This window comes from Phyllobacterium bourgognense (assembly GCF_003337575.1).
Lineage (GTDB): Bacteria > Pseudomonadota > Alphaproteobacteria > Rhizobiales > Rhizobiaceae > Phyllobacterium > Phyllobacterium bourgognense.
The window spans coordinates 351,248-377,503 of the sequence record NZ_QPJM01000002.1; the positions used below are offsets into that span (position 1 = coordinate 351,248).

Annotated in this window: 28 protein-coding genes; 15 read left to right on the forward strand and 13 right to left on the reverse strand. The window is 56.8% G+C overall.

What is annotated here, in order from left to right:
* Positions 1 to 236 precede the first annotated feature (236 nt).
* The 6 genes from C7476_RS05340 (at position 237) to C7476_RS05365 (ending at position 9,346) form a co-directional block, all read left to right on the forward strand.
* A complete protein-coding gene (locus C7476_RS05340; protein WP_114428856.1) occupies positions 237 to 1,088 on the forward strand; it encodes an RNA methyltransferase in 852 nt (283 codons plus the stop codon).
* Entirely contained in the window at positions 1,081 to 1,884 is an 804-nt protein-coding gene (gene murI / locus C7476_RS05345) for a glutamate racemase (RefSeq protein WP_114428857.1), read from the forward strand. Before C7476_RS05340 ends, murI begins: the two co-directional genes overlap by 8 nt.
* Positions 1,885 to 2,007: 123 nt before the next feature.
* Complete coding sequence (locus C7476_RS05350; protein WP_114428858.1) at positions 2,008 to 5,133, forward strand: S10 family serine carboxypeptidase-like protein; 3,126 nt, start codon at positions 2,008 to 2,010, stop codon at positions 5,131 to 5,133.
* Positions 5,134 to 5,143: 10 nt separating this feature from the next.
* Positions 5,144 to 5,578, forward strand: coding sequence for a hypothetical protein (locus C7476_RS05355; protein ID WP_147274616.1), 435 nt, complete (start codon positions 5,144 to 5,146; stop codon positions 5,576 to 5,578).
* 366 nt (positions 5,579 to 5,944) lie between these two features.
* A complete protein-coding gene (locus C7476_RS05360; RefSeq protein WP_114428860.1) occupies positions 5,945 to 7,993 on the forward strand; it encodes a S10 family serine carboxypeptidase-like protein in 2,049 nt (682 codons plus the stop codon).
* A gap of 135 nt (positions 7,994 to 8,128) precedes the next feature.
* Positions 8,129 to 9,346, forward strand: coding sequence for a hypothetical protein (locus C7476_RS05365; protein WP_114428861.1), 1,218 nt, complete (start codon positions 8,129 to 8,131; stop codon positions 9,344 to 9,346).
* On the opposite strand, the gene C7476_RS05370 is transcribed toward C7476_RS05365, so the two are convergent.
* Together C7476_RS05370 and C7476_RS05375 are read right to left on the reverse strand one after the other, a co-directional pair.
* The gene (locus C7476_RS05370) at positions 9,343 to 10,413 is read right to left on the reverse strand and encodes an LLM class flavin-dependent oxidoreductase (protein WP_114428862.1); all 1,071 of its coding nucleotides are present in this window, start codon (positions 10,411 to 10,413) and stop codon (positions 9,343 to 9,345) included. The genes C7476_RS05365 and C7476_RS05370 overlap by 4 nt on opposite strands.
* Positions 10,414 to 10,721: 308 nt before the next feature.
* Positions 10,722 to 11,363 carry an NAD(P)-dependent oxidoreductase gene (locus C7476_RS05375; protein ID WP_181872350.1) on the reverse strand — a complete coding sequence of 214 codons (642 nt, stop codon included), beginning with the start codon at positions 11,361 to 11,363 and terminating at the stop codon, positions 10,722 to 10,724.
* Positions 11,364 to 11,602: 239 nt separating this feature from the next.
* Between C7476_RS05375 and C7476_RS05380 the strand changes: the two genes are divergently transcribed.
* Positions 11,603 to 11,971, forward strand: coding sequence for a winged helix-turn-helix transcriptional regulator (locus tag C7476_RS05380; protein WP_114429037.1), 369 nt, complete (start codon positions 11,603 to 11,605; stop codon positions 11,969 to 11,971).
* A gap of 215 nt (positions 11,972 to 12,186) precedes the next feature.
* A complete protein-coding gene (locus tag C7476_RS05385; RefSeq protein ID WP_114428863.1) occupies positions 12,187 to 12,378 on the forward strand; it encodes a DUF3008 family protein in 192 nt (63 codons plus the stop codon).
* Between the two features lie 27 nt (positions 12,379 to 12,405).
* On the opposite strand, the gene C7476_RS05390 is transcribed toward C7476_RS05385, so the two are convergent.
* Positions 12,406 to 13,413, reverse strand: a complete 1,008-nt coding sequence (locus C7476_RS05390; RefSeq protein WP_114428864.1) for an extensin-like domain-containing protein — start codon at positions 13,411 to 13,413, stop codon at positions 12,406 to 12,408.
* 106 nt (positions 13,414 to 13,519) lie between these two features.
* Positions 13,520 to 13,882, reverse strand: a complete 363-nt coding sequence (locus C7476_RS05395) for an ExbD/TolR family protein (RefSeq protein ID WP_114428865.1) — start codon at positions 13,880 to 13,882, stop codon at positions 13,520 to 13,522.
* Positions 13,883 to 14,165: 283 nt separating this feature from the next.
* Here C7476_RS05395 and rpsD point away from each other — a divergent pair, with 283 nt between their 5' ends.
* From rpsD to ttcA, 3 genes are all read left to right on the forward strand, one after another.
* A complete protein-coding gene (gene rpsD / locus C7476_RS05400; RefSeq protein WP_112528375.1) occupies positions 14,166 to 14,783 on the forward strand; it encodes a 30S ribosomal protein S4 in 618 nt (205 codons plus the stop codon).
* Positions 14,784 to 14,851: 68 nt separating this feature from the next.
* On the forward strand, positions 14,852 to 15,781 hold the full coding sequence (locus C7476_RS05405) for a glutaminase (RefSeq protein ID WP_114428866.1): 930 nt from the start codon (positions 14,852 to 14,854) through the stop codon (positions 15,779 to 15,781).
* 120 nt (positions 15,782 to 15,901) lie between these two features.
* A complete protein-coding gene (ttcA, locus tag C7476_RS05410; protein ID WP_114428867.1) occupies positions 15,902 to 16,744 on the forward strand; it encodes a tRNA 2-thiocytidine(32) synthetase TtcA in 843 nt (280 codons plus the stop codon).
* 19 nt (positions 16,745 to 16,763) lie between these two features.
* Here ttcA and C7476_RS05415 read toward each other — a convergent pair whose 3' ends face one another.
* The 7 genes from C7476_RS05415 to purL all read right to left on the reverse strand — a co-directional run bounded on the left by C7476_RS05415 (position 16,764) and on the right by purL (position 22,091).
* Positions 16,764 to 17,006 carry a hypothetical protein gene (locus C7476_RS05415; protein ID WP_114428868.1) on the reverse strand — a complete coding sequence of 81 codons (243 nt, stop codon included), beginning with the start codon at positions 17,004 to 17,006 and terminating at the stop codon, positions 16,764 to 16,766.
* An 88-nt stretch (positions 17,007 to 17,094) separates the two neighbouring features.
* Complete coding sequence (locus C7476_RS05420) at positions 17,095 to 18,300, reverse strand: multidrug effflux MFS transporter (protein WP_114429038.1); 1,206 nt, start codon at positions 18,298 to 18,300, stop codon at positions 17,095 to 17,097.
* Positions 18,301 to 18,456: 156 nt separating this feature from the next.
* The gene (gene grxD, locus C7476_RS05425) at positions 18,457 to 18,789 is read right to left on the reverse strand and encodes a Grx4 family monothiol glutaredoxin (protein WP_112528367.1); all 333 of its coding nucleotides are present in this window, start codon (positions 18,787 to 18,789) and stop codon (positions 18,457 to 18,459) included.
* 163 nt (positions 18,790 to 18,952) lie between these two features.
* On the reverse strand, positions 18,953 to 19,249 hold the full coding sequence (locus tag C7476_RS05430) for an addiction module antidote protein (RefSeq protein ID WP_114428869.1): 297 nt from the start codon (positions 19,247 to 19,249) through the stop codon (positions 18,953 to 18,955).
* Positions 19,242 to 19,547 carry a type II toxin-antitoxin system RelE/ParE family toxin gene (locus C7476_RS05435; RefSeq protein WP_114428870.1) on the reverse strand — a complete coding sequence of 102 codons (306 nt, stop codon included), beginning with the start codon at positions 19,545 to 19,547 and terminating at the stop codon, positions 19,242 to 19,244. The genes C7476_RS05430 and C7476_RS05435 overlap by 8 nt, the downstream gene beginning before the upstream one ends.
* Positions 19,548 to 19,613: 66 nt before the next feature.
* A complete protein-coding gene (locus tag C7476_RS05440) occupies positions 19,614 to 19,847 on the reverse strand; it encodes a BolA/IbaG family iron-sulfur metabolism protein (RefSeq protein ID WP_099998651.1) in 234 nt (77 codons plus the stop codon).
* Positions 19,848 to 19,859: 12 nt separating this feature from the next.
* Positions 19,860 to 22,091, reverse strand: coding sequence for a phosphoribosylformylglycinamidine synthase subunit PurL (gene purL, locus C7476_RS05445; protein ID WP_114428871.1), 2,232 nt, complete (start codon positions 22,089 to 22,091; stop codon positions 19,860 to 19,862).
* Between the two features lie 186 nt (positions 22,092 to 22,277).
* Between purL and C7476_RS05450 the strand changes: the two genes are divergently transcribed.
* Complete coding sequence (locus C7476_RS05450; RefSeq protein WP_114428872.1) at positions 22,278 to 23,045, forward strand: SDR family NAD(P)-dependent oxidoreductase; 768 nt, start codon at positions 22,278 to 22,280, stop codon at positions 23,043 to 23,045.
* Positions 23,046 to 23,147: 102 nt separating this feature from the next.
* Positions 23,148 to 23,474 carry a DUF1330 domain-containing protein gene (locus C7476_RS05455; protein WP_114428873.1) on the forward strand — a complete coding sequence of 109 codons (327 nt, stop codon included), beginning with the start codon at positions 23,148 to 23,150 and terminating at the stop codon, positions 23,472 to 23,474.
* Positions 23,475 to 23,703: 229 nt separating this feature from the next.
* Here the strand turns inward: C7476_RS05455 and C7476_RS05460 are convergent, their stop codons facing one another.
* Positions 23,704 to 25,119, reverse strand: coding sequence for an aminotransferase-like domain-containing protein (locus C7476_RS05460; protein WP_114428874.1), 1,416 nt, complete (start codon positions 25,117 to 25,119; stop codon positions 23,704 to 23,706).
* Positions 25,120 to 25,210: 91 nt separating this feature from the next.
* Between C7476_RS05460 and C7476_RS05465 the strand changes: the two genes are divergently transcribed.
* Together C7476_RS05465 and C7476_RS05470 are read left to right on the forward strand one after the other, a co-directional pair.
* The gene (locus C7476_RS05465) at positions 25,211 to 25,444 is read left to right on the forward strand and encodes a DUF1127 domain-containing protein (RefSeq protein WP_114428875.1); all 234 of its coding nucleotides are present in this window, start codon (positions 25,211 to 25,213) and stop codon (positions 25,442 to 25,444) included.
* A 67-nt stretch (positions 25,445 to 25,511) separates the two neighbouring features.
* A complete protein-coding gene (locus tag C7476_RS05470) occupies positions 25,512 to 25,730 on the forward strand; it encodes a DUF1127 domain-containing protein (RefSeq protein ID WP_181872351.1) in 219 nt (72 codons plus the stop codon).
* Positions 25,731 to 25,770: 40 nt separating this feature from the next.
* Here C7476_RS05470 and C7476_RS05475 read toward each other — a convergent pair whose 3' ends face one another.
* Positions 25,771 to 26,187 carry a hypothetical protein gene (locus C7476_RS05475; RefSeq protein WP_114428877.1) on the reverse strand — a complete coding sequence of 139 codons (417 nt, stop codon included), beginning with the start codon at positions 26,185 to 26,187 and terminating at the stop codon, positions 25,771 to 25,773.
* Positions 26,188 to 26,256 lie beyond the last annotated feature (69 nt).

The window sequence follows — 26,256 nt, forward strand, 5'->3', positions numbered from 1 at the left end:
TTGAGGGTGTTTCTGAAATATTCGGCTTTGCAGCCCTCGCAGGATGGCAATGGCGCTGTGCGTGGTTCGACAAGCTCACCATGAGGGAAATGGAGTTTTGCAGGGCGCCAGCGCAGAAGCCTCCCTCATGCAATCAACCTACCTCCCTCATGGTGAGCTTGTCGAACCACGCACAGCAGCATTGCCCATCAAAAAAACGCGAGCTATGACGGCGCAACGTCAGCGAAGGATTAAAAATGGCCGGTACAGACAGACAGCGCACCCTTATCGCCGAAGGCCCGGCGATCATTCTGGTCGAACCGCAACTGCCGGAAAACATCGGCATGGTGGCGCGGGCCATGGCAAATTTCGGTCTGGCGGAGCTGCGCCTGGTCAAGCCGCGCGAGGAATTTCCAAACGACAAGGCGCGCTCCGCCGCGAGCCGCGCCGATCATATCATCGATGCGGCGCAGGTCTTCGACGACCTGCCTTCGGCGATCAAGGATTTGCATTTCGTCTATGCGACCACGGCGCGCGAGCGTGACGCCTTCAAGCAGGTTCGCGGCCCCGTCGAGGCGGGCCAGGTCCTGCGGCAGCGTTTCAACAATGGCGAGAAGACCGGCATTCTTTTCGGGCGCGAACGCTTCGGCCTCAATAATGACGAAGTCAGCCTTGCCGATGAGCTCGTGACCTTTCCGGTCAATCCGGCGTTTTCGTCGCTGAATATTGCACAGGCGGTTTTGCTCATGTCCTATGAGTGGATGAAGTCAGGTCTGGAGAAGCATACCGACACGGCTTTTCGCGGGCCGGAACTTGAGCCCGCGCCAAAAGAGCAGCTGCAGGGCTTTTTCAACCACCTCGAAGACGCCTTGCAGGCGCGCGGCTATTTCCGGCCGATGGCGCGCAAGGAAATCATGGTCAACAATCTGCGCGGCGTGCTCACAAGAGCGGGCTTTTCCGATTCCGAATTGAAACTCCTGCGCGGCGTTCTTGTCTCGCTGGATTATTTCAGCCCGAAGACTCCGCGCGGCTCCGGTGCGCCGGAAGGGCGCAAGCGCGAGAAACCACCAGCGAAGAAAATCAACGGGGATCAGCCAGGCGATGAGTGAAGAAACTGCGGACCGGCCGATCATCGTCTTCGACAGCGGGATTGGCGGCCTGACCGTTTTGCGCGAGGCGAGGGTGTTGATGCCGGACCGGCGGTTCGTCTATATCGCCGACGATGCCGGCTTTCCCTATGGCGAATGGGAGGAGGGCGCCCTGTGCTCCCGCATTGTCGATATGTTCGCGGGCCTCATCGCCGAACACAATCCGGAGATTGCGATCATCGCCTGCAACACCGCCTCGACGCTGGTGCTCGATGATCTTCGCGAGGCCTATCCCGGTGTGCCGTTCGTCGGCACAGTCCCCGCGATCAAGCCGGCCGCCGAGCGCACCTCGTCAGGCTTCGTCAGCGTGCTGGCGACGCCGGGCACCGTCAAGCGCGCCTATACCCGCGATCTCATCCAGTCTTTCGCTACGAAGTGCCATGTCCGCCTTGTCGGCAGCCAGAATCTGGCTGCCATGGCCGAAGCGCATATTCGCGGCGACCACATCGATGACGAAGCCATCGCCAAGGAAATCGCACCGTGCTTCTACGAGAAGGACGGTGACCGCACTGACATCGTTGTCCTTGCCTGCACGCATTATCCCTTTCTCGCCAATGTCTTCCGGCGCCTTGCACCCTGGCCAGTAGATTGGCTCGACCCTGCCGAGGCGATCGCCCGCCGGGCGCTGTCACTGCTCAAGCCGAATGGCACCGGTGCCGAGCCCGAACATGGTGACGACATCGCCATCTTCACCTCGGGTAATCCGGATTTCTCGACAAGACGGCTCATGCAGGGCTTCGGGCTTGCAACAGTGTGACTGCCCAATAATGGGTCACGCGAGCTGCGCGATAAAAAAATAGACAAACTGCGACTATCGTCGAATTGACCACTCAACCTCCTGCCGCCAAAAGTTGCTTTTTGAGATTTTCAGAGAGCACTTATGAATTTTCGTCATTTATTGCTTGCGGCCGCCCTTGGCCTTTCCGCTTGTAACGGCTCGGACTCTTCAACGACAAAAAAAGAAGCGGATAGCACTTTTTCCGATCTGGCCAATGCAAAGGCCGAATTGGTCAAAGTGAATGCTCAAAAAGAGGCTGGAGAAAAGGACAAGATCGTTCTTGCTGGCGAAATCGCAGCTCTGGAAGCCAAGCAGAAAGAGCTGAGGTCGGCGATTGGGAACGCCACAGCTGAACTTGGTCGGCTGCAAGGTGAGGACGGAAAGGGCGGAGAGATCGCCGCGCAGAAGGCACGTCTAGCGCAGCTGACAAGCGAGACGGAAGACAAGACAGCGGACATCAAGGCGGCCAAGGAAACATTGGCGCGGCTCGGCAGTGTCGAAGACAAGAGCAGCGAGATTGGTCTGGCCAAAGCAGCGTATGACAAGCTCGTCCGGGATGCAGAGGTGAAAGCCGAAGACCTCAAAAAGGCAACTGAAACGCTCAAACGGCTTGCAGGTGGAGAAAGTGAGGGCGGAGAGGGTGGCGAGATAAAGGTAGCCAAGGAGACGCTTGCTAACCTCGGGAAAAAAATTGGCGATGCCAACAAAGACCTCAATACCGCGAAGGCTTCGCTCGCAACACTGAACGGCAAGGACGAAGGCTCAATCTTCGCGGCACAAGAGAAACTCAAGAAGCTGACGGGAGATGGCGCGGATCCCGGCGAAATTGCGAGGGCAACCAAAGAACGCGACAATCTGCAGGAAGCGGCCCGCAAGGCAAATGACGATCTTGTTGCAGCAAGGCAGAAACTGACGGCCTTGCAAGGGGACGAAGGCAAGGGCGGTGAAATCGCCGAGGCAGAGCGCAAGCTGCTTGAGGTCAAGGACGAAATCGCGACCACCAGTGAAATGCTGAAAGCAGCGCGAGAGTCCCTGGAGAAGTTGCAGGGCAAGGATGGCAGTGACGGTGACATTGCGACGGCGCGCAAGGCCCTCGAAACTCTCTCTGCCGATATCGAAACTGCACAAGACAAACTGGCAGCGGCACACAATGCCTGGAAAAAGCTTGCAGGCGAAGACGGAAAGAGCGGTGATATTGCTGCCGAGCAGAAAAAGCTTGACGATCTGATCAAGCTAGCTGGAGACAGAGCCGAAGAGATTAAGGTAGCACAGGCTGACCTTGAGCGGATCACGCTTGACGGAAAAACCATAACGGACAAGGCGACGCTTGATGCTGCGCGCATTCGTTCACAAGCGGCATTCGATGCGGGGCGTTTCGACGACGCCGGGAAGTTTCTGACCGATGTCGGCCTCAATGACGAAGCCATCGAATTGTACAAGAAAGCAGGCAAGATCGACAAGGCAGCGGCGCTGCTGACTGCCGCCGGCAAACTCGAAGACGCCTACAAGCTCTATGCGGTGGAAGACGAGGCGATTACGGACACCAATCCTTACGGCGCCGCGACGTACGGCTCGGTCACATTCGATAAGGTCGACGAATCTCCTTCGGTCAAGCGTCATTCGATGCAACTCGGCGACAAGACGGTGTGGTTTACCGCCAAGGCCGGTCATCTCGTCGCCTACGCCCAGAAGGACAAGAACAATCCAGATGCCAAGCGGGATCCGCAGGCGGCAGTCTTCTATATGAGTTACACGCGCGATGACCTGCCAAAGGAGGGGCGTCCCGTCACCTTCTTCTTCAATGGAGGGCCGGGCGAATCTTCCATCTGGCTACATCTCGGTGCCTGGGCGCCGTGGCGGCTGAAGGTCGACCAGCCCAATGTTCCAGCTGATGCCAAGTCCGGCCCTCCCAAGAGCTATCCCTTTGTAGAAAATCCGGAAACCTTGCTCGACAAGACGGATCTCGTTTTTGTCGATCCCATTGGCGCTGGCTATTCGCAAGCCATCTCTTCGGACGTCAAGAAACACATCAACAAGGATTTTTGGGGCGTCGACGCCGATGCTAAAGTCATGCGCGATTTCATCACTCGCTATATCAATGTGAACAAACGCCAGAGTTCACCCAAATATTTATACGGCGAGTCTTATGGAGGGGGTATTCGCGTGCCGGTCCTGGCCAAATTGTTGATCGATGCCGGAACGACAAATTTTGATGATGACAAATCAGGAAAGCCGCCGGTCGTTCTGACGGGTTCGACATTGCATTCGCCCATACTGGACTATGGGTCAAACTGTTCTACCGGCGGAGGTTCATCCTGTGCCGGATATATTCCGACCTATGTATTGACGTCCGATTTCTTCGGAAAATCGACCGGACACGACAAAACTCGCCCCTATACGAAGTTTGTCGAGCAATTGCGTTCATTTACCCGGGAAGAATATACCCCGGCGATCACGGAATATCTGAAAGTGGAGAGGGGGGCTCAATGGACAACCTATACACAAACTTTTCTCGACGAGATGAGCCGATTGACGGGCATTACCGCAACAAGATTATCTGATTCCAAGGGGAATGTGACCAACTATGCCAATATCTGGAGACAGTGGCCGACTGTCACCGTCGGCAAATGCGAGCCTGATCGCAAGCAACAAGAAGGATATATGAATGCTCTCAAGCCGGGATTCAGTTATAATTTATATGACACCCGGATGGTTCTCGAAAGCAGCGTGCCCTATGATTTCGAGTATTCCGAGGATGACGCGTTCAAGGCACGTATGGCGACGTTCGTGCCGGAATATTTGAACTACAAAAACAGTGCCGAATATATCGCATCTCCAAATTTGACAAACAAAGACCTTTCAAAGGGTTGGGATTGGGGAACCAATCGCGGTGGTGTAGAAAAGAAAAAGACAAGTTCGCTGTCGGATCTCGCGTTGGCTATCAATGGCGCGCCAGGGCTCAAACTCATCGTCACGCATGGATATTTCGACGCGGCGACACCGTTTTTTCAGACAGAACTCGACCTTGATGTTGTGGTCAACGTGCATGGTGCCGACGTCAAGCTCTCCGACCGTATTCCAGTCCATAATTTTGAGGGCGGTCATATGATTTATTACGTGGAGAAAGCACGCCCGGCCTTGAAGAGAACCATGGACAATTTTTACGACGCGCCTCCCTATACACCGCCAGCCACAGTTCCCGCACGAAAATCGGCTGCTCTGCAGTGAGATGAATGTCATGAAAAAAATGTTTCAAGCTGCTGTTATTCTCGCATTTTTCAACACGTCGGTGGCCGTCGCGATGCCACTTTCCGGCATGGGAGAGATGCATGCTGACGCTGTCGTTCAAGTCAAGGACGGAAGGTTCGGTTCACCGCCGATCGATCCGAACCTGCCGCCGGTGACCGGTGATTCAATCAATGCGGAGGTCAACGCTGAAGTTGCGGCGCGCTTTGCGGAAGCCGCGGGTACTTCCTCCGGCTTGCTGACAGTCAGCCAAGCGAAAAACGCGAGCTGGGGCTACGTCGCCGATCATTTTACGGCGATCGACCGGGATGGTGACGGTTACGTAAAGCTGGGCGATGTTCTGGATTTCATGCAAGGCAGATCTGGCAGCGGCGTTCAAAGCGGGCAAATCCCTGCCGGGCCGAAGAGCATCCAGATAGTGGAGTAGGTCGCCAAACTTCCTCGGATAGAGTCATCATTCTCAGACTCGGCGGACGTCGCTACACGTTCCGTTTGGCGCTCTGTTGATCAGAGATACGCCCTTCATTCCGTACATTTTCGATTTCTTTCATGCGATCCAATCGGCGGACAACAACACCGCCCGAACGCACGTGCGCGGCGACAATGCGACATGCGACTTTCGCCTAATAGACGCCACAGCTCATAATTGCATATGGTGTCAGTACTAAACTTTTACGTGTAGTGCTTCTGGGTCTGCCTGGATTTCCTTTCGAGAAGGTTGCTCCAATATCGTCGTTTGTCGCCAACGATCGTAATCCATTGATTGATAGATTTTTTTATTGTGGAGGTTGTGATGAAATACTGGATTGCGCTCGTTTCTGCATCGCTTTTACTGACCGCCTGCGGTGATGATTCTGGCAACACCAATACCGATAATGCGTTTGTGCCGGCTTCGACCGACCCGAACGTCGGCACATTTGTGTCGACCGGGGCCGGCCCAAACGTCAATACTCCGAAAGATCCAGAGACGACAGAGGTGGTAATCAAGGGCGTCGCATTGGTCCCACCCGAGGACCATGTGCTGGAAGACAAGAACGTCTATAGCGCCGCTGCAGATGCGAGCCTTAGGCCAGCGGATGTCGACGAGACGCCCGCCGTCAAGAATCACCAGATCATGATCAACGGCAAGCTGGTGAAATTCACTGCCTCTGCCGGCCATCTCATTGCCTATGCTCCGAAAGATACCAAGAACCCGGCCGCGAAGGTTGAAAAGGCATCCATGTTCTACATGGCCTACACGAGGGAGGACTTGCCGAAGGAAAATCGCCCCGTGACGTTCCTCTGGAACGGTGGCCCGGGATATTCCTCCGCCTTTCTGCATCTGGGCTCGTGGGCGCCGAAGCGGCTCAAGACAGGTGCTTCCGATGTTGCCCAGGGAAGTCCGAAGAGCGAGACGAAAGGCTTTTCGTGGATCGACAATGCGGAAACATTGCTCGACAAGACCGACCTGGTGTTTGTCGATCCGCCCGGAACGGGGTTGTCGCAGGCCATCGCACCTTACAAGAACAGCGACTTCTGGGGTATGGAGGCGGATGCGCGGGTCAATCGCGACTTTGTCGTGCGCTTCGTCAATCGTTACGGTCGGCAAAGCTCGCCGAAATATCTTTATGGCGAATCCTATGATGGCATCCGCCTGCCGATTGTCGCCAATCTGCTCGTCACTGCGGGAAGCGGCAATTTTGACCCCGATAAAACCGGCAGGAAGCCTGTCGCTCTGTCAGGGCTCATGCTGGGTTCGCCGGTTCTCAACCTGGGGACGAACTGCAGCCAGAATGCAGAGGTCAGCTGCGCGGGCTATTTGCCGTCCTACGCCATGGCGGCTGACTACCACGGAACGGGTACCGGGCGGGGGAAAGCGACCGCACTGGAATATATTGAGATATTGCGCACATTCGTCACGGAAAAGTACAACCCTGCCCGGAAAATCTGGTACGCGCCAAGGCTCGTTGCAGCCAAGGATATTTATGCCGAAGCCAAGGGCCAATACGACACGGCGACCGGCCGTTGGCCGAACGCTGCCAGCGCCCGCCAATGGGCGATTAATGTGGAAACCTCGCAGGAAGCGAAGAGAAAAGCCACCGAACTCGCAAACGTGCTTATTGCCATCCCAGCGGAACGGGAGAGCTTTATCACAGACTTCACGACTGAGCCGGTTGCCACGCTTGAGCAATTTGTCACCAACGCCAAACAGGAGGTCGAGAGAGCCTTGACGCTGGCGTGGCGGCCCTATGCACAGACGCCGGCTGGTTTGAACTTCTTTAAGGAAATGACAAGCATCACCGGTCTTGCTGCGGATTGGCTGTATGAATTTGAAGCGTCTCCAGTTCAATTCCTCACCAGGCTCGTTCCAGGCTCAAGCCTCGGTTTCTTTGACGCTCGGGCGAAACTCTCCCACTTTGGCAGCCCTGCCGCTGCGCTTTATACCGGTGCAGGGTTTGCTGATGCAATAAGGACTGCCCTGCCTGAGATGTTCAACTATCACAACGTTTCGCCCTATATGCTGCGCGATGACAGTATACGTGGCCCTTGGAAATTCGAGCGCGAACACAAGCTGCAGCCATACAGAACCGGACTTCCGGACTTGGTCGCGACCTTGAAGAGGGACCCGGCGGTAAGGGCGCTTGCCTTGCACGGTTACTATGACCTGCTGACGCCATTTCACCAGACAGAGCTCGGTCTCGCCGGCGCCGGCTTGGCAGGCAGCGTCCCGGTCGAACTCTACGAAGGCGGGCACATGCTCTTCGATGACGACAAGGCACGCGCTCAGGCAAAAAAGACGCTCGATGCGTTCTACGATGGTCGGCCCGCGGACGCTAGCAAGCCGGCTGTCGTGTTACACTAGTGGTCCTATTCTGATCGTGGAAATAAGGGCACTCACGCTGTCGTTGCCGCGTCGGCTTCTGCTACCAATGTCGGGCTGGAGCTAGCCTGAGAAATATACTGTAATGCGGCCCTTAGCTCATATTCAGAGATTTTTGTGGCCATTATTCTCGGGCTGGTTCTTTCCAGCAAAGCAAAGTCGTCGAAGCATGGTCTGAAGGCGAAGGAGCTTGCAGCCAGGTTTTGCTTGATCGCGCGTCAGGAACCCGTTCTGGGACCTCTTGCGGTTATTGGAGCGGAAGGTGACGACGGCAAGACTGAATCGACGGTCTCGATACTGCCCATCGATGAGAATGTGCATTTTTACCAGCATGGACGGAAGGTGAAAGTCTCTGCCGCGACCAATGCGACTGGGCCGGGATATCATGACTATCTCGTCGGGCTTCTGGACCAACTCATTGCTGCCGAAAATCTGATCGCAACTGAGGAAGAAGGGTGGCTGGACGAGACCGAGTACTGGACGCATCGCGATTATGCTTTGCTTCAAACGCATATGAGCATCTATTTCAACATGGTTTCCAAGGTTGTCGTCGCGCGAAGCAGAGCCGAGGGGCATGGGCCTCTGTCTCTTTCTCTGAAGCCCTCCGAAATCCTTGACGATTTCAAGGCGGAAATAGTGACGGTGCGGGGCCCGCGCGACGCGGCTTTCTTCGGAATTACCGGAGAAGCCGCCAACTTCTTTCCGTGGTGGGACTTTGCTTTGCCGCCAGCCGCCGCGCTAGGGTTGGCAGAAGCAATGTTGTGGCTGGAATTCCCCTGGCGTGCGCCAATCGATCGCTACGAGGCTGCTCTCGTTCATACGGTTTCTGAGCTAATCAAAATTGCGCAAGAGGAGCCTCGACTGAATTCCGATACCCGATTGAACGTTGCCGCGTTCCGGGCGGCAAGCACATCGATGGAATGGCCCGCCTCCACTGGCATGGGCTATCTTCGCTATTCCCGGATGGTCAATATCAACGACAACTGGTGGATCAAACTGCCGGGCTACTTCGCCAGCGTGTGGGACGAACATTTCAAACAGGAAGTGTTCAAGTGTTTTGGCTGCGTCGTCATCGTAGCCATAGGTCTTACGGAGAAAAAGGATCGCAGCGTGATTGGAGGTTTCGAGGGCAAGCTCGACATATCTGTCGCAAAGGACGACCTCAGTTTCTACGGCATATTCCGTGATAAGGAATATACCGCTCGCAAGATGGGTAAGTGGCTGGATGGTTGCGCGGTAGCAAAGGATGAGGTGGCTGTTGTCGCCATCATGTTTAATGATCTTACCTTGCAGCAATGGGCCACGGATACGTTCCTTAGCATTCGCACCCATTAAAGGTAGGCCGTCGCTGCCGCCTCCATCTTCGCCACTCCACCAAGTTCCTTCCTGATCACCGGCGCGACCTTCGTGCCATAGAGCTCGATGGCCTTTAGCGTGTTCGCATGCGGCAGGCTGCCGAGGTCGATCTGCAGCATGAAACGATCGTGCTGGAAATAACTGTGCTGCAGCATGATCTTGTCGATGACCTCCTGCGGGGAGCCGACCAGCAATGCGCCGCGCGGTGTACGTCCGGCCTCGTATTGGGCGCGGTTGCTCGGTGGCCAGCCCCGCTCGCGGCCGATCTTGTTCATCACCACCTCGTAGGACGGCCAGTATTCGTCAGACGCGGCTTGCGAATTCTCTGCGATATAGCCATGCGAATTGATGCTGACCTTCAGCGTTTCCGGCGCATGTCCCGCCTTGGCGGCCGACTTGCGATAAAGTTCCACCAGCGGCGCAAAGCGATGCGGTTCGCCGCCGATGATCGCCACGGCCAGCGGCAGGCCGAGCGTTCCGGCGCGGACCACCGATGCCGGTGTGCCGCCGACCGCGATCCAGACGGGCAGGGGATCCTGCAGCGGACGCGGGTAAACGGCGAGGTTGTCGATCGGCGCGCGAAAATTGCCGCTCCATGTTACGCGTTCGCTGGCGCGCAGTTTCAGGAGCAGGTCGAGTTTTTCGGCAAAAAGCTCGTCGTAATCGTTGAGGTCATAGCCGAACAGCGGAAAGGATTCGATGAACGAGCCACGTCCGGCCATGATTTCGGCACGGCCGGAGGAGATCAGGTCCAGCGTCGCATATTCCTGAAAAACACGGACCGGATCGTCGGAGCTCAGCACTGTTACTGCGCTGGTCAGTCTGATGTTCTTTGTCCGCGAGGCGCCGGCCGCCAATGCAATAGCCGGGGTCGAGATGACGAAATCAGGGCGATGGTGCTCGCCGATACCGAACACGTCGAGCCCGACCTCATCGGCGAGCACCATCTCCTCAATGAGGTTCTGCATGCGCTGGTGCGCGCTGATGGCGACGCCCGTCGCAGGATCAGGGCTCATCCCTGCAAATGTATAGATGCCGAGTTCCATGGTCATACCTTGCGTTACTTTGTTGCATAGTTAAGCGCAGGATGACGCCATGGGAAGAACGCACGTTGCGGTTGCCAAGGCACCAAAAGGAAACCGGGCTGGGGAAGCTAGATTTGGCTACTTTGCTGCTGTGCGTGGTTCGACAAGCTCACCATGAGGGACGTAGGACCATTTTCAGGGAGCGGGTAGAGCGCCGCTCTTCAGTTTCTGGCTCTCTTAAAACGCCAACCCCCTCATGGTGAGCTTGTCGAACCACGCACAGCAGCAGACCGTCTCCCGGTTGTTAAACCCGGGAGACGACTGGCACCTCAATAACCCACGGTAAAACGCTCCCTGCTATGCTTCGGCTTTTCTGCCTCATCCACAATTGCCACGGCCAGATCGCTGGCGCTGATCGCGCTGTTGCCCTCGGCGTCGAACACTGGGTGATCCTTGCCGAGCCGGTATTTGCCGGTGCGCGGGCCGGGTGCCAGATGGAACGGCGGTGACACGAAACTCCAGTCGAGTTCTGTCTCACCGCGCAGGTCGTTCAGTGCCTGGCGCGCACCCAATGCGCCTTCCTTGTATTCGGCCGGAAAACCTTCGCCATCGACAAATTGCGTGCCATCTGGCGCATAAAGGCTGCCGGCGCCACCGATGACGATCAGCCGGCTGATCCCCGCTTGCTTCGTTGCCTCGGTGATCGATTTGCTGGCGGCGATATGGACTGCCTTGATGTCCGGGTTGGTCCAGCCGGGATTATAGGCGGAAATGACGATGTCATGGCCTTTGAGTTTGGCGGCGAGGTCGGAGCTGTTGGTTGCATCGGCTTCGACGGCTGTAACACCCTTCAGCTTTTCCACCTTGTCCGGGCTGCGCACCAGCGCTGTGACGCTGCCGCCGCGCGCAGCGGCTTCCTTCAAAATCTCGCTGCCAACAAAGCCGGTGGCGCCAATCAATGCAATTTTCATAATATGCTCCTTTGGTGCGGGTACGCATCGTTTTCTGGTTACCAATAATAACCATGTATGCTAGAAGCATGATCGGGAGAAGTACGCACTTTTTCCGTTTCAGGGCACATGGAAGTAACTGCCTGAAGCAATTCCAGGAAAAGTGGAAACCGGTTTTCCGTCGGGACGAAGAAACAGAAGACGAGGCAGATGTGAGTATTCATGCGAAAGCCGACGGCAAGACACCACTGCTTGAATCGATGCCGGCCATGCAATCGGATGGTGCAGGCGGATGCCCGATGCGCGAGGTGCTGGATATTGTCGGCGACTCCTGGAGCCTCCTGACGCTGATCAACCTGCAGTCCGGCCCGCGCAGGTTCAACGTGCTTCGCCGCATGATAGAAGGCATATCGCAGCGCATGCTTACGGTGACGTTGCGCTCGCTCGAGCGCGATGGTCTCGTCAGCCGTACTGTCAAGCCGACATCGCCGCCGGAAGTGACCTACGCGTTGACCGATATTGGCCATTCGATCGCGGTGCCGGTGGGCGCGCTTGGCGAATGGGCGGCTGCCAACCGCGATCACCTGCGCGCGGCGCGCAAGGCTTTCGATGAGGCGAAGAAAGAATAAGTGTGCGTGGTTCGACATGCTCACCATGAGGGAGGTGGTTGGGCTGCAATACCAAACGTCGGCGATGGCCATCCTGACTCCCCACGGTCACCACCTCCCTCATGGTGAGCTTCATCCTGAGCCTGTCGAAGGGCGAACCACGCACCATGATTTTGGAACCCCCATCCGCCGGTTGCGTTTCTGAACCTGTGCAACATTTCTCAGGGAGAATGACAATGCCTGCAAAATCCCAGGCCCAGCAAAAGGCAGCTGGTGCGGCGCTTTCAGCAAAGCGCGGCGACACCAAGAAGAGCGAGCTCAAGGGCGCGTCCAAGGGTATGTATGAATCAATGAGCGAAAAACAGCTCGAAGAATTCGCAGAAACCGATCGCAAGAACCTTCCAAAGAAGAAGTCAACCAAACACTGATCGGAATTCAAATTCGAGGCGCCGCTGCTACTGGCAGATGCGCGCCTCACATTTTCTTCCGTGACAGCCGAGATCGAGATGCAGGTTGCCCTGATGGGCAGCATCGCCATCCGGGCCGATCACCGTCATGAAGCGGTCGCAGCTCGCCTTGTGCAGCGCCCGCCAGAATGTCTGTTCCTCCGGGTTGCCCCTCCATCCCGAACCAAGTTCCGTCGTCTTGCCGTTCTTGAACTTGAAGGAGACGATATCGACAGCGTTGGCGAAGGCGTGTTCCGAAACGCGGCCCTTGTGGCCATTATTGACCTTGCGGCACTGATAGTCGGAACCGGTGGTGATGCTTTCGATCTCTGCACCAAAATTCGCCTGCGCATCTTTTTGCACCTCAACTACCCACGTCGCCAGTGATCCTGCCATCGCGCAATTCGTGGTGATCGGAGCCGCCAGTTTCACCGGATTGTCCTTGCCAATGGCCGTGATCTTCAATGGCGAACGCTCACCGCACATACCCTCGGATAAGGGTGAAATGAGTTCGCCCTTGACCTCGCCGTTCATCAGGGCAGGGCAGGCATTCTGGTAAACCCGGTCGGGCGAGATCGAAGGATCAGCCTTTTCGACACTTTCCTCATGATCGGGCTTGTCGCCGGCATCCTGCTTGGGCAGCGGGTTCGGGCCAAGTTGTTCGGCGGGCTTTGGCGGCTCCTTGGGCTCCTCGGCCGGTTTGGTCTCCGGGGCTGGCTTCTGCTCAGGAACGGGCGTCGTTTGCGGATCCGCTTTTTGTATTTCGCCGGCAGGCTTTTCCTCAGGCTTTGGCGCTTCCGGGGCGGCTGCGCGAGGATTGTCCATTGGCAGGGGCGGAACAGCAGGCAGGGCAACAACCGGCGGTCGCGGGGGACGAACAATTTTTGTCCGGTGTCCCCGTCTGTGCCGCGCATCCGCATCGTCGCTCGAACCGATGATGACTGTGCTTGCAATAATGGCTGTGAAGGATAGAAGGACGAGTGGTAGGTTACGCGACTGCCGCGAGAATAGGGTCATTATCTGGCGCTACTCCTGTTGAGCGTCCACCCTAACGTTTCAAATGTGGCATCGGTTTCAAATTATATGATCCGCTGAAACATGCAGCAGTTGTCGCAGCGACAAATCAATCGAGACTCTGCCACCGTAGAACTTTATATGATTGCGTAATGCGTCCGTTCTCAAAAACTGCCGCAGGGCCAAACTTTCCGTGTTCTGACATGGAACCAATGATGTTGGAGACAAATTTCCAAGGCGTATTCTCGTTCACGATGACAAAGACGCACGCATCTTTGTTGCTGCGCAGCTTGGCCAACAACTCATCTGGGTTTGCTACTTGGCCGCTCCACGTGGATATCTCCCCCGCAGGATTGACCGTAACCATCAACGGCTTGACGGGTTTTGCGTGGGTGGCATCGCATCGCGCCCAAGCGTGTTGAGGAAAAATTGTCGAGCAAGTGAATAGTATCAGGCAACCAATCAATTTCATGAAACACCTCAAAAAAACTTCTAAAATATGCATCCACAAACCATGCCCGGCTCGCCAAAGCAAGATCCGTGTCCTTGGGTTGACATTCCCTTACCTTCACTCTAGAAGCCACCCAGCGCAGGGCTTGAAAGAGCTCTGCGTTTCATTTGACGTGTCCCGTGAGTGATCTCGCAAAGCGTGCGTGGGTCATTCTGTCAGTCTTCGAAAACGGAAGGCAGAGGAGGGCGCGTTTCCTTGAACCCGGGTTCTAAACCCAGGTTTGGTTTGTTTGAAAGGAAATGCGATGAGCAAGCGCGAATCGTCCAAGTATAAAATCGACCGCCGTCTTGGCGAAAACATCTGGGGCCGTCCGAAGTCCCCGGTCAACCGTCGTGAATATGGCCCCGGCCAGCACGGTCAGCGCCGCAAGAGCAAGCTCTCCGATTTCGGTGTGCAGCTGCGCGCAAAGCAGAAGCTCAAGGGCTTCTACGGTGACATTTCGGAAAAGCAGTTCCGCAAGACCTATGAGGAAGCCGCTCGCCGCAAGGGCGACACCGGTGAACAGCTCATCGGTCTGCTCGAGTCGCGTCTGGATGCGATCGTGTACCGCGCAAAGTTCGTTCCGACGATCTTCGCAGCGCGTCAGTTCGTCAACCACGGCCATGTCAACGTCAACGGCCGTCGCACCAACATCCAGTCCTACATCTGCAAGGCTGGCGACGTGATTGAAGTGCGCGAAAAGTCGAAGCAGCTCGTTATCGTTCTGGAAGCCGTTCAGCTGGCTGAACGCGATGTTCCTGAATATCTCGAAGTTGATCACAACAAGATGGTTGCCAAGTACAACCGCGTTCCGGCCTTCTCCGATGTGCCTTACGCTGTACAGATGGAACCAAACCTGGTTGTCGAATTCTATTCGCGTTAATCAGTATTGAGTTTTAAAAGAAGCCGCCGGAGAAATCCTGGCGGCTTTTTTTTCAACCGGAGTTTCGCATGACCGACCTTCAGGATGTCGTCGACAGCGTCTATCACGATCTTTCGGGCAGGATCGGCGAGGGAAAGCTTGCCGACTATATTCCGGAGCTTGCGACCGTCGATCCGAAGCAGTTCGGCATTGCGCTGGTCACTGTCGACGGGCAGACTCATGCGGCAGGCGGCGCTGAAACAGCATTCTCGATCCAGAGCATCTCGAAAGTCTTCACGCTGACGCTTGCGCTTGGCAAGATCGGTGATGGTCTATGGAAGCGCGTCGGGCGTGAACCATCGGGTAATGCTTTCAATTCCATCGTCCAGCTCGAGCAGGAAAAGGGCAAGCCGCGCAATCCCTTCATCAATGCCGGAGCGATCGCAGTCGCCGATGTGGTTCTGGCCGGCCATTTGCCCAAGGAAGCGATCGGCGAGATCGTGCAGTTCATCCGGCATCTCGCCGATGATGAAACCATCGCCATCGATCAAAACGTTGCCCGCTCGGAGACGCAGACCGGCTACCGCAATGTGGCGCTCGCCAATTTCATGAAAGCCTTCCGCAATCTCGATCATCCGGTAGAACACGTGCTCGGCGTCTATTTCCATCACTGCGCCATCGCCATGTCTTGCCGCCAGCTTGCGCACGCCGGGCTTTATCTCGCTTCGGCCGGGCGCAATCCGCTCAATGGCGGCAGCGTGGTTTCGGCAAGCCGTGCGCGCCGTATCAATGCGCTCATGCTGATGTGTGGCCACTATGATGGCTCGGGCGATTTCGCCTATCGCGTCGGGTTGCCGGGCAAAAGTGGCGTTGGTGGCGGCATTCTTGCCACCGCCCCCGGCAAAGCCTCGATCGCGGTCTGGTCACCGGGGCTGAACGAAGTTGGCAATTCGCAGCTCGGCTCGGCGGCACTGGAACTTCTGGCGCAGCGCACTGGCTGGTCGGTGTTTGGGCAATAAGCAATTCCAGGAAAAGTGGGAACCGGTTTTCCGTCCGGAATTGCGACCAAAAGCAGAGATTCTGATAGCGCTTGCGTTGCGGCTATTTGCGATGCAATGAAAGCGCCATGAGGTATTCACATGACCATTCATGACCAGGAATTGACCGACGCTGCCGGTTGCCACCCGATGTTTCTCGGCGTGCCGTCCAGCGTGGAGTTCAACAAGCTGCGCAAGCGGCTGTTACGCAACATGCGGCAGGCGCTCGAAGATTTCGCCATGGTCAAGCCGGGTGAGCGCTGGCTGATCGGACTTTCCGGCGGCAAGGATTCCTACAGCCTGCTGGCGCTGCTGCTCGATCTGAAATGGCGCGGTTTGCTGCCGGTGGAACTCCTCGCCTGCAATCTCGATCAGGGCCAGCCGAATTTCCCCAAGCATATCCTTCCGGATTTTCTCAAAGCAAACGGCATCGAGCACCGCATCGAATACAAGGACACCTATTCGATCGTCACGGAGAAGGTGCCGAAAAACCAGACCTATTGTTCGCTCTGCTCAAGGCTCAGGCGCGGTCATCTTTACCGCGTGGCGCGGGAGGAGGGCTGTTCGGCGTTGGTGCTCGGCCACCACCGCGAGGATATCCTTGAAACCTTCCTGATGAACCTTTTCCATGGCGGGCGCCTTGCCGCGATGCCGCCGAAGCTGCTCAATGACGAAGGCGATCTCATGCTGCTGCGGCCGCTGAGCTACTGTGCCGAGGATGATCTGGAGAAATTTGCCGCCGCCATGCAGTTCCCGATCATTCCTTGCGACCTGTGCGGCAGTCAGGACGGGCTGCAGCGCAACATGATGAAGGCGATGCTGGCCGATATTGAAAAGCGTATGCCGGGCCGCAAGGAGATCATGATCCGCGCGCTGGCAAACACGCGCCCGAGCCACCTGCTGGATCGGAAGATTTTTGATTTCGCCGGGCTAATGGCCGGTTAAAATCAGCGCTTTTTCGAAATCAGGGGAATAGTTTTACGATCGCCGCGATGGCGGCAATGGACGTCCCGAAGAAAAATGCACCCATCCGCACCGTAAGACGAAGCGTCAGCAGCTCTAGAGCGATGTTCAGATCAGATTTGGTTACCAGTTCGGGCATGATGAAATCCCTTGCGGCTTCTGCTTGCGCCTTGGCATGGACGGGACTGATTCCGCCCTGTTCCAAGCGTATCACACAACCAAGAGTATCAAATGAAATTGTCATAGTCAGGCCCTTCAAGATACCCGAATGTTAGGCGACAGGTTGGATGCCAGCAATTCAACCAAAGTGCTACATGGCCCGTTGCGGAATACTAAACCGGCTTGTTGTGAGGCTGGAACAATTTTCCCCTTTCGGCGATGAGCACAAACACCAGCCCGATCAGCGACAGCACGAAAAACCCGGTGACCAAGGGCAGGGTTGTGCCGTTATAAGCCTGGCCGATCACCGCGCCTATGATGCCGCCACCGGCCGTGCCCATGAAGCCAAGCACGGACGAGGCGGTGCCGGCCACGTGTCCAAGCGGCTCCATCGCCAGCGAATTGAAGTTGGAGCCGATCCAGCCGAACTGGAACATCGCCAGCGAAAACAGCAGAAGATAAAGCACGAATGGTGTCGGCTGCGGTCCGAAAAGCGTCAACAGCAGCCACACGCCATTGATAGCCATGAAAGCAAGCAGCGCTCCATGCGACAGGCGCCGCATGCCGAAGCGGCCGACGAAGCGCGAATTCATGAACGAAGAAAACGACATGGTGATCGCGACGACGGAGAAGGCGAGCGGGAACCACACGCCGAGATGATAGATCTCGACATAGATCTGCTGGGCCGAATTGATGAAGCCGAACATCGCGCCGAAGATGAACGCACTTGCCAGCGCGTAGCAAAATGCGACCCGGTTGGTCAGCACGATCTTGAATGCGCGGGCAACCGACACGATGGTAAATGGACGCCGATCGGTAGGGTCCATCGTCTCTGGCAAGCGCAGATACATCCAGATCGCGACCGACGTTGCCATCAGCGCCATGAAGATGAAGATCAGCCGCCAGTCACCGAACAGCATGACGACCTGACCCGTCCCCGGCGCAATAACCGGAACGATCATGAACACCATCATGATCAGCGACATGGCCTCGGCCATCTGCCGGCCGCCATAAACGTCACGCACGATCGAAATGGCGATGACGCGGGTAGCGGCGGAGCCGATGCCCTGCAGTGCCCGGAAAAACAGCAGTGCGCCAAAGCTCGGGACAAAGACGCACGCCATCGCCGAAGCGATATAAATGATCAGCCCGCAGAAAATCGGCACCTTGCGGCCAAAACGATCCGATAGCGGGCCGAAGAACAGCTGCGCCACCGAGAAGCCGAGGAGATAAGCCGAAATCACATACTGCCGATGGTTTTCACTGCTGATGCCAAGCGCCGCGCCGATCTGCTGCAAAGCCGGCAGCATGACATCGATAGCCATGGAATTGACCGCCATCAACATTGCCATCAGGCTGATGAATTCGACTTTACCCATTCCCTGAAGGCGTGAGGGAGCGGTATCGGCGGGGGAATCCATTTCCAAGTGCTTTCTGGATTTGAAAAACAAACAAAGACAAAGGCGTCGGAACGGCCGACGCCTTTAACATGGAGATTCCGGATGAGGCCGGAACCAGTTGGAATTAAAGCGTAATCAGGCGGCCTTGGTGGCAACGCCCTTTTCGCTGAGGAGAGCCTGCAATTCACCCGCCTGGAACATTTCGCGGATAATATCGCAGCCGCCTACAAATTCGCCCTTCACATAAAGCTGCGGGATGGTCGGCCAGTTGGAATAGTCCTTGATACCCTGGCGCAGTTCATTGGAAGAAAGAATATTCACGCCTTTGTAGTCGACACCGACATAATCGAGGATCTGCACGACCTGACCGGAAAATCCGCATTGCGGAAAGCCCGGGGTGCCCTTCATGAAAAGGACGACGTCGTTGCTCTTGACTTCATTGTCGATGAATTCGTTGATACCGCTCATTTAAGGTTCCTTTCGCGGCCGCGAGGGAGGAATCACGGCCAGAAAAACGCTTTGAGGCCAATCTACCTCAATTCTTTGCCCAGAAAAAGCACGATGGACGCGTGAACGCAAGTAACTTGTCTATTAGTTGGGAGTGCGTGGCTCGACAATCAATAAGGAGATTTCATGCCGCTGCTCCATCTTGTCTCGGAGCCAAATGGAATCCCATTGCTTTCAGGACAGCCACCGTTGTTTCCAAAGTGGGATTTCCGGTTTCGCTCAAGCATTTGTAGAGATGCTCGCGTGCCAATCCCGTTTCGCTGGCAATCTTGCTCATGCCTTTTGCACGTGCCACGACGCCCAGAGCTGCTGCAATAAGCTTCGCGTCATCGGTTGCCATAGCTTCGGTCAGGAATATTTCCACAGCCTCATCGGAGTCGAGCATTTCTGCGGGATCGAAATCGTAGAATTTCTCAGCCATTCTCATCTTTCCATTCGGCAGCGATTTGCTTGGCCATTCTGATATCTTTTTCTTGAGTGCTTTTGTCGCCGCCACACAAAAGCAGGATAATCAGATCACTGCGCCGCTGAAAATAAACACGATAACCAGGACCGTGGTGAACACGAAGTTCGCTGATACCCTCGCCGACCGGTGCCGCGTCACCAGCGTTTCCTCCGAGTAGACGTTGCAGACGCAAAGCAATCAGCGCCTTCGCCCGACGATCCTCTAGCTTATTTTGCCACCTTTTGAAGGTGTCGGATTGTTTAAATGTCGGCACCGGAATATGTAAGTTAAAAATTACAAACTGTCAAATGGATTGGTATTGTAAATAGATAGAGCGCCGTTATTCCGGCGCGCTGGTCTGCAGGGCGAGGGCGTGCAACACGCCGCCCATGTTGCCCTTCAGCGCATCATAAACCATCTGGTGCTGCTGAACACGCGACTTGCCGCGAAAGCTTTCCGCAACGACTTCGGCGGCATAATGGTCGCCATCGCCCGCCAGATCGCGAATGGTTACCTTCGCATCCGGAATGGCGTCTCGAATCATTTTTTCGATATCGCGCGCGTCCATTGCCATGTCGTTCTCTCCTCAGGCGGCCTGTGTTTTTTCGTCCGCCTGACCACTCATATAGTCAGGGAACCACGATTCGTGGGCTTTTGTCAGGTCCTCAACAGATATGGAGAGCATGCGTCCAATCGTCAATGCGTTGCCGCCGACTGTACCAAGGTTGCGGAATGGAACGCCGGAACCTTCCGCGTTGAGCATGACGAGCTTTGCCAAGTCAGGGGCAACCGTCACGACGTAGCGGGCTTGGTCCTCACCGAACAACAGCGCATGCGGCGCGGTTTCGCCGATTTCCACATTCGCACCTTTGCCGGAGGCCATGCACATCTCGCTGAGTGCAATGGCAAGGCCGCCATCGGAAAGGTCGTGGCAGGCGGTCACCTGGCTGTTGCGAATAGCGGAGCGCACGAAATTGCCGTTGCGCTTCTCGGCGGCAAGGTCAACCGTCGGGGCCGGACCATCGGCGCGGCCGTGCAGGTCGCGCAAATAGATCGACTGGCCGAGATGCGTGCCATCGCCGCCGAGCAGGATCAGAACATCGCCATCGCGCATGCCGCCGATCTTCGCCGTCTTGCTCCAGTCCGGAATGAGCCCAACGCCGGCAATGGTCGGTGTTGGCAAGATCGCCTGGCCGTTGGTCTCGTTGTAGAGCGAAACATTGCCGGAAACGATCGGAAAGGCGAGAGCGCGGCAGGCATCGCCGATGCCGCCGATGGCCTTCACCAGCTGGCCCATGATCTCGGGCCGTTCGGGATTGCCGAAATTGAGATTGTCTGTCGCAGCCAGCGGTTCGGCGCCAACAGCTGTCAGGTTGCGCCAGCATTCTGCCACCGCCTGCTTTCCGCCCTCATAAGGATCCGCCTCGCAATAACGCGGCGTCACATCGGACGAAAAGGCGAGCGCCTTGCTGTGATGGCCATCGACACGCACCACGCCGGCGTCTCCGCCCGGCACCTGCAGGGAGTTACCCTGGATCAGCGTGTCATATTGCTCGTAGACCCAGCGGCGAGATGAAAGGTCGGGCGAATTGAGCATTTGTAGCAGCGCCGCGCCATAGTCCTCGACCTCTGGCACATTGGCAGCTGGCAGGGGCGCGTGCTTGCCCGGCTCCATCCAGGGCCGGTCATATTCCGGGGCCTGGTCGCCGAGATCCTTGATCGGAAGATTGGCGACTTCATCGCCGTCATGCAGCACGCGAAAGCGCAGATCGTCGGTCGTATAGCCGACAATGGCGAAATCCAGCCCCCATTTCTTGAAGATGCCCTCGGCCTCTTCCTCTTTTTCCGGGCGCAGCACCATGAGCATGCGCTCCTGGCTTTCGGACAGCATCATTTCGTAGGCGGTCATGCGCTCTTCGCGCACCGGCACGGAGTTGAGATCGAGTTCGATCCCGAGATTGCCCTTGGCGCCCATTTCCACTGCCGAGCAGGTGAGGCCGGCGGCACCCATGTCCTGAATGGCGATGACGGCGCCGGAAGCCATCAGTTCCAGAGAAGCCTCGAGCAGGCATTTTTCGGTAAAGGGATCGCCCACCTGTACGGTAGGGCGCTTCTCCTCGATGGATTCGTCAAATTCAGCCGATGCCATGGTTGCACCGCCAACGCCGTCACGTCCGGTCTTGGCACCGAGATAAACCACCGGCAGGCCTACGCCCTTGGCCTCGGACAGGAAGATTGCATCGGTCTTGGCAAGGCCCGCTGCAAACGCATTGACCAGGATATTGCCATTATAGCGCGCGTCGAAATTGACCTCGCCGCCAACCGTCGGCACGCCGAACGAATTGCCATAGCCGCCGACCCCCTCGACTACGCCGGAAACGAGATGCCGCGTCTTGGGATGCGACGGTTCGCCGAAACGCAGCGCGTTCATCGCCGCGATCGGCCGCGCACCCATCGTGAACACATCGCGAAGGATACCGCCGACGCCGGTCGCGGCGCCCTGATATGGCTCGATATAGGACGGGTGGTTGTGGCTCTCCATCTTGAAGACTACGCAATCGCCATCGCCGATATCGACGACACCGGCGTTTTCGCCCGGCCCCTGGATGACCTGTGGACCGGTCGTCGGTAGTGTACGCAGCCACTTCTTCGAAGATTTGTAAGAACAATGCTCGTTCCACATGGCGGAAAAGATGCCAAGTTCGGTAAAGCTCGGCTCGCGCCCGATCAGATCGAGGATGCGCTGATATTCGTCCGGCTTCAGCCCGTGTGAAGCCACGAGTTCCGGCGTGATCTTGACAGTATTGGAAATGGTCATGGGTCCTGAAATATCCATACGTGGGAGAGCTTTTGGCCTTCTTTAGCTTATGTAGTCCTGCGGCGCGATAGGAAAAAGGGCTGAATCAACAGAGAGGGTCGCGGCTAAGGCTGGGGCGCTTGTCCGGCGCATATGGCGGGCATAAGGTCTGCATTCAGGCAGTATCGCGTGTGGAGGAGACCGAAAATGACGGGCAGGCTGGCAGGCAAGGTGGCAATCGTTTCCGGTGGAGCGACAGGCATGGGCGGCGCGGCATCGAAACTTTTCGCTGCCGAGGGCGCAAAAGTGGCAATCATCGACCGCAACGAGCAGGCGTCGGCTGCCGCTGTAGCGGAGATTATTGCTGCTGGTGGTGTCGCCAGCTATTTCGTCGCCGATGTTTCCGATGAGGCGCAGGTGCAGAAGGCGGTTGCCGGGGTTGCGGACAGATACGGCAATGTCACTGTTCTCTTCAATCATGCGGGTACCATCGTCATCAAGCCGTTCCTCGAGACGACGGTTGAGGAATGGGATTGGCTGCACGCGGTCAATGTGCGCTCCATGTATCTGATGACGCGCGCCGTCATCCCGCACATGCTCGATGCTGGCGGCGGTTCGATCGTCTGCACCTCGTCCATTTCAGCTGTGGCGGCAACGCCGATGGAAGTTCTCTACGATACGACCAAAGGTGCCTGTCATATGTTTGCGCGAGCCATCGCGGTTGAATTCCGCGATCGCAACATTCGATGCAACGCCGTCTGCCCGGGGTTTATCCGCACGCCGCACGGCGTGCGTGAGGTGGATGAATTGCAAAAGCAAGGCGTGGATGTTTCGGATGAGGCGATAAGCGCGGCGCAGGGGCGGATCGGCGAGCCCGAAGAAGTAGCTCGTGCCGCGCTTTTCCTTGCCAGCGACGAGGCGAGCTTCATCACCGGCACGCACCTGTTTGTTGATAACGGCTTCACGGCGATCTGAACAAAGCGTTTCTGCAACTGGAAGTTGGCGCTTCCCCGTGCAACACTGCATTTGGGTCACCGGACTTTACGGGCTTCGACAGCCCGGCATAGGAGGAATGCAATGACGGTTTTCCTGATCGCCGACGTTAAAATCACTGATGACAAATGGGTGCCGGAATATGCAGCTGTCGTGCATGACATAGCGGCTAAACATGGCGGCAAATATCTTTCACGCAGCGGCAATATCAAAGTGCTTGAAGGCAAGCCGCTTGAGACGACGCTCATCGCACTTATCCAGTTTCCGGATGCGGATGCCGCCATGGCCTTTGCAAATGATCCGGAATACGCCCCTTATGGCAAGGCGCGCCAGGAAGGCAGCGAAAGCCGCTTCCAGCTTATCGACGATACGGATATCGCCGGGACCATCCCGTACTTGGGCAAGGGGTGAGGATAGAGGCGCTGGCATATCGAGGCGTCAGTGCAAGCAATGAGTACATCACCATGTGCGTGGTTCGACAAGCTCACCACGAGGGAGGTTGGTGGATTTCCATGCCAATCGCCAACGTTTCCATTTCGTTGCTCCCTGCAATCAACTCACCGCCCTCATGGTGAGCTAGTCGAACCGCGCACATGGAATTGGGCTCAATTATTTGCTCGGATTCTCCAAGAACTATACCTCAAGAATAACTGTCATAACTCGCATTATCCGTTTCCATTAGCCGGCGTAGTATGCTGAAGCCCTGAACCACCTCATCGCGCGTTTCCGGCACCGTCAGTCCGAGGCGGACGCGATGGAACACTTTCTCTGTGCGGCCCGGTTTGAATTCGTCCTCGTCGTCCACAAGCACGCCTTCATTCAGCGCAGCGCTTTTGAACGTGCCAGAAAGCCACGGGTCGGGCAATTTCATCCATAAAAATGGCGCAAGCGGCTGCGAGGAAAACTCCATGCCCGCGAAGACCGAGCGCGCAATCGCTTCGCGCGCGGCGATCTCGGTCTGGACCTTGCCGCGGATCGCGTCGGCTTCGCCTGAATTGACCAGTTGTGCGCCGAGTTCCGCCATGATGAATGGCATGCCGCCGGTGACCATCTTGTGCGCCGTGTGGACACGCGCCGCGAGATGCGGAGGGCAGGCGACCCAGCCGCCGCGCACACCCGCCGCCACGGATTTCGACAGGCCGCCGATATGAAATGTCCGTTCCGGCGCGAGATCGGCGATCTTGATATGGTCGTGCCCCATCACCGAGCCGTAAATCTCGTCCTCGATGATCCAGACATTGTGCCGCCGCGCGATCTCGACGATCACCCGGCGATGCTCCTCCGGCATGGTGGTTGCAGTCGGGTTGTGCAGCGACGGCATGAGAAAAATCAGCTTGGGATGCTGTTGCGCGCAGAGCCGTTCGAAATCGTCGGGCGTCGCACTGCCATTTTCCGTGTGGAGGATGATGCTGCGCCGGCCCATGAGATTGACGCTGCGTGCTGCCGAGCAATAGGTCAGGTCTTCGAAAGCGACCCGGTCGCCGGGAACTGTTATCGCCGCTATCACCGCGAGAATTGCCGAATGCGCGCCGAGTGTCGGCACGATGGACGGAGGTTCCGGCACCCAGCCAGCGCCGGATAGCCATTTGCTTCCAGCCTCCTGCCACGATGCGGGAAGGGTGCGGGAATAGCTCGACATCTCGCGCGGGAATTGTCGAGTGATGTCCGCCAGTAGCTGTTGCATCGCGTCGGACTGGCCGACCTCGATTGCGGCCGTCGAGTCCATGCGAATCTTGCCGGGTGTGGCCACCGGACCGCGCGTGCCACCAAACGGCTCCGTGTGCGGTGGCGCCTGAACCAGCGAGGCCACCTTGTGATCCGTCACGTAGGTACCGCGTCCGACTTCGCCGCTGACAAGCCCGCGCTCGCGAATGAGATTATAGGCGCGGCCGACCGTTCCTATCGTCACGCCGATATCGAAGGCGAGATTGCGCTGTGGCGGCAGTTTGGTGCCGGGCGCGAGAATGCCCCCGGCAATGTCGGTTTCAATACGGTCGGCCAGCTGCAGGTATAGCGGGCCTTTGCCAGGTTCAAGTTCAGGGAGCCAATTTGTCATGGTAACAATTATAATATTGCGATTTCAATTGAGTCAATTCATATAACAATCGCACAAAAAGAGTCAATTTGACCTCCCAAGGACAATGACAATGAGTACAATAGATACAATTAGACCTTCTGATGGCGTTGCAAGTCACGCGGCAAGGACTGAGAAGCGCGGATGGCTACCCACGGCATCCGCATTGATCGGCTGGTTTGGTAACGCCATGATGAAGCGCCGGACGCGCATGCATCTCAGCGAGCTCAGCAATGATCTATTGAATGATGTCGGTATTGAACCGGCGCAAGCGCGTCGCGAGACCAAGCGGTTCTTCTGGGATTGAGGCGCTCTTGCGATGGGGGTCGCCAATACCGATATGAAAGGCGATCGCTCGTCACATGGAGGCGAATATGGGTCCGATCTACATAGATCCTGGCAGGTCATTTCTCTTCGGCCTGGTACCAGCATTTCAATACGGCATACTCACACGCGTCGTGCGCTGGCTGGAAAATGCGGCCGTGCAACGCCGGACAAGGCTGGAGCTTGGATCGCTTGGCGATGACGGGTTGAAAGACCTCGGCTTGACACGCGATCACGTCGAAGCGGATCTCGAAAGGTATTATTCCTGAGGTGATGAGGCCGGCGCACCTCGCACGGCCTCAGCCATTTTCATCCGCTGGCCGAGCACGATGTCTGTCCGCCTGCCCACCGCCGCACGTCTCCGGCGATCCGGTTGCCGGCGGAATTGCTCATGAGCGGACCGAAGGCTTCGACCTTCGCCGGGTTGCCTTCCGCATGCACGACGAGAAGCGGGCGCCCGCCCGGATTGCTCGAGGGGACGACGAGGATGCGCGGGCGTCCCGAAAAGGAATTCAGTTCCGGCGCCAGACGGTATGGCTTGAAGCTTGAATCGCCCGATTTGAACCAGCAATTATTGGCGGCGATTGCCACGCGCTCCATCGTTGGCAATGCGGCTTTTTCCGATGAGAAGGCCAGAGAACCAGGCCCGGGTTTGCCTTTCGATTGACAACCGGCCAGGACGCCGAGCGAAATTATTACGGCGATTGCGATCGTCGGCGTCTTCATGCGTATTTCTCCGGTTTAAAGGTATTGTTGAGATTCATGTCAAGGCGAGGCGAAAACGGCGGTTTTCGA